The sequence below is a fragment of the Cupriavidus sp. 05N40 genome (genome assembly GCF_056397305.1).
This window is the reverse complement of the sequence record NZ_JBFTND010000391.1, coordinates 1-3,084: the sequence shown is the minus strand read 5'-3', so window position 1 is coordinate 3,084 and position 3,084 is coordinate 1. Positions and strand designations below refer to the sequence as shown.

Sequence of the window (3,084 nt, the reverse complement as noted above, 5' to 3'; positions counted from 1 at the left end):
GAGCTATTCGAAGTTGCAGGACGGAGGTCGCCGGCGCAGGATCGGAAGCTATGCGCGCATTTTAGGTACCTCATTGTCCCCTCAGCAGAGGTCCGGTCGTCCGCCCCCGCTTTGGCGCGGTCTCCGGATCAGGCGGCGAACCGCCGTCGACTATCCCCCGCTCTTGCGCAGCGATGGCGCACCGCCCACACAGCCCCTACCAATGCAGTCTTTCCCGCCGCGCGGACTGCAGTCGTACATTGTTCGAGGACTGCATCCTCAGGATAGAGCGATAGTTCAGCGGCACAGCCCAGCGTCACCACAATGTCCAAGACCGATGCGCTGTCCATGGCATTGCGCAGGAGCGCGCCGAGTACGCGCTCCGTTCCTTCGTCTCGACTTTCATCAGACTCGTTCGCCGCGCGGCGCAAGCTTTTTACCATTGCACGGATATAGTGCAAAAGGTCAGCCGAAGTGGGATTCTCGACGCAACGACCGACTGTGCCTCGTGGAACATCGGTCTTGATCGACTTTGCGAAATGCACCATGCCTAGCTGAGGTGCGGTTTGGGATGCATGTCTCACCGGCCATTCCGATAGTGTTCGGTCGGTGTCCACGTAGATCTCATCGCTGCAGATCTGGCCTGAAATCGCGGAGGTGCACTCAGGGCTTGGTTGCGTTCTCTCTGCCTCTGCAACTTGCCCTTGAGCGCTAGAGGCATTCGGCCCTTCCGCGAATAGTTGCATATAGTCCTCCATACGTGCGTCGTCGTGCAAATTCAGCAGGTGTACTCCATTGGAGCCGCATTCTTTGATAGGATCCAGAGCGCTTTCGCGAATTTTTATTCGCCAAAGAAGATTAAAAAATGATAGAGACCCACAATTTGTTGCTTGGTGGCGGTGGTCGAGGAACTCCATTTAGCGAAGGCGGCTGATCGTCTGGATGTAGCGCTGTCGGCATTTATCAGTCCGATTCCAGATCGGCCGTTTAGCAGCGCGAGGCTTGGCGGAGGTGACGAGAATCGGATTTCGCAGCTCTTGCCTCGACGTATCATTTGGCCAACGGCCTTGGCGTCATGTGCGAACTAACACCATGCCCGAAAAACGGTACCAATAATCGCCTTCAGCTCGTTTCGTATCTCACGCACGTAGCAATCCCCGTCCGGAGTGAGAGCAACACGTTTGCTAAGGCGTTGGAACGGCGATACGCCTGGCCGGTCCTCTAGCGCGTGGATCTGCCTGGAGACAGCGCTTTCGGTAACCTTTAGCTCTGCCGCCGTCCGGGTAAAGCTCTCGAATCGAGCGGCGCTCTCTAGCATCTGCAGGGCAGTCAAACTCGACAATCTCATGGCAACCTTCGTCGAGCTAGGGCGGTAAGAAAATATTGCAATAGATGGCTCTTGGCAAAGTGGCTGAGGCGGAACCCAACCGAAAGCGCGACCCGAGCAAGGGTTTATCGCTGCCAGAGGATTGGGTGCAGTCGGCTCCGAAGCGTCACAAGCTCGTCGGCTAACTGAATGAAGATGACGGTTGACGCGTTATTGAGCGTCGCGGCTGCTTCCAGATTGGTGCCGTCTTGCGCAAGTGGCTGCTCATGATTCAAATCGTCCGCCAAACGTTCAAATTGCGTACGAAGCCTGCCTCCAGGCGATGAGTGCGAAACGAACGGATCGCATGGGTAGGTCCCGAAGTTCTGTTTTGGAAAGGATGCAAGAACTTCCAGAAGGCACACACACATGCGCAGACTATGCTGCACGTCCTCAAAGGCGCTCGCGCGCATGGAGCACTCCTTTGCTGCCGACGCCATGAGTGAGCGAAGCTGAATGAGCTCCACGTTCAGGCGACTAGTGCACCGTTTCAGGTCAGCATGGCCAACTTCATCGCCTCCCACCGTAGCGACCAGATATCCTCCTTGCCGCAAAAGCTGCCCTAGCTGAAGCTTCCACGCGTGTAATGCATAAGAAGGCAATGCTATTGACAGCAGAAGAGCAATCGTCGTCCCGATAAGAACGTTGATGGTCCTCCACAGGCCTTCCGAAAGATCGTTCGTACCATGTCCTGCTGCAATCACGATGGTGACGCCAGCAAGAAGCGCAACGTAGCCACCCGTACCGATAGCATGGTAGGCACAGTAGGCACACGTTGCCGCTAGCAACAGGTATGTGACACCCGGAGTCGACAGATAGTGTTGCTGGGCGACGAGGAGCAACCCGATGAACGCACCGAGAAGCGTACCCTTCGCACGCTCAATCCCTCGCGTGCGGATATTCCCATGGTGCTGGAAGCCGCCAATAACGACTAGCACGGTAATAGTTGCCCAGTCACCGTGCGGCAGTTTCAAACCTGTTGTCAGGCCAATCGACGCCAGAACCGCCAGCCCGACGCGCAACGCGTGGAATGATTTCGCCTGGCGCAAGTGGCCGAAGGGGTCAAGAATCCGCCCGATATGGCGACGCAATGTATCCAACGCCATCTCCAAACCAAGTGTGACCGAACGCCGGTTTCAGCTCTTTTACACCTCGCTCTCCAAACCTGCCATGCACAAATACTTGAGCTCGGTGTAGTCATCCAGACCATATTTGGAGCCCTCCCTGCCGTATCCCGACTGCTTGATTCCGCCGAAGGGTACGGTTGCGGATGAGATCAGACCTGCATTGATTCCAACCATGCCGCACTCGAGGGCCTCGCTGACTCGCCAGGCCCGGGCCAGCGAGCGGGTAAAGACATATCCCGCTAATCCATACTCGGTGCTATTCGCAATCTCGATGGCTTCTTCCTCGTCACGGAATGTATAGAGGGCTGCCAACGGTCCAAAGATCTCATCTGTCGCGACTCGGGCACCAGGGCGTACCCGGCTCAGTACGGTCGGGGAGAAGCAAAGCTCCCCGATCGGATCGGGCGATCCCCCACAGAGCAAATTTGCTCCGCCAGCCACTGCGTCGTCGACAAGAACTTGCATACGCTCGTGCGCGTTGTAGTCAATGAGCGGGCCCTGGTCAACGCCCGTCGCCATGCCGTCCCCTACGCGCAACTTCGTGACTTCCGCAGCCAGCCGCTCTGCGAACGCGTCATGAATCGACTCCTGGACGAGAATGCGATTGGTGCA

At 57.0% G+C, this 3,084-nt stretch carries 4 protein-coding genes; all 4 read right to left on the bottom strand.

Annotated features, from left to right (window positions below):
• Nucleotides 1–128: 128 nt before the first annotated feature.
• Complete coding sequence (locus tag AC1DO7_RS40660; protein ID WP_441623338.1) at nt 129–896, bottom strand: hypothetical protein; 768 nt, start codon at nt 894–896, stop codon at nt 129–131.
• A gap of 167 nt (nt 897–1,063) precedes the next feature.
• Nucleotides 1,064–1,327, bottom strand: a complete 264-nt coding sequence (locus AC1DO7_RS40655; protein WP_441623336.1) for a LysR family transcriptional regulator — start codon at nt 1,325–1,327, stop codon at nt 1,064–1,066.
• 104 nt (nt 1,328–1,431) lie between these two features.
• Entirely contained in the window at nt 1,432–2,445 is a 1,014-nt protein-coding gene (locus tag AC1DO7_RS40650; RefSeq protein ID WP_441649917.1) for an FUSC family protein, read from the bottom strand.
• A 45-nt stretch (nt 2,446–2,490) separates the two neighbouring features.
• Nucleotides 2,491–3,084: aldehyde dehydrogenase family protein (locus AC1DO7_RS40645; protein WP_477117514.1), on the bottom strand; the 594-nt coding region annotated here is incomplete at its 5' end.

Bases quoted from the DNA above. Each gene is read 5' to 3' on its own strand.
- AC1DO7_RS40660 (WP_441623338.1), bottom strand. From the start codon at position 896: ATGGAGTTCCTCGACCACCGCCACCAAGCAACAAATTGTGGGTCTCTA.
- AC1DO7_RS40655 (WP_441623336.1), bottom strand. From the start codon at position 1,327: ATGAGATTGTCGAGTTTGACTGCCCTGCAGATGCTAGAGAGCGCCGCT.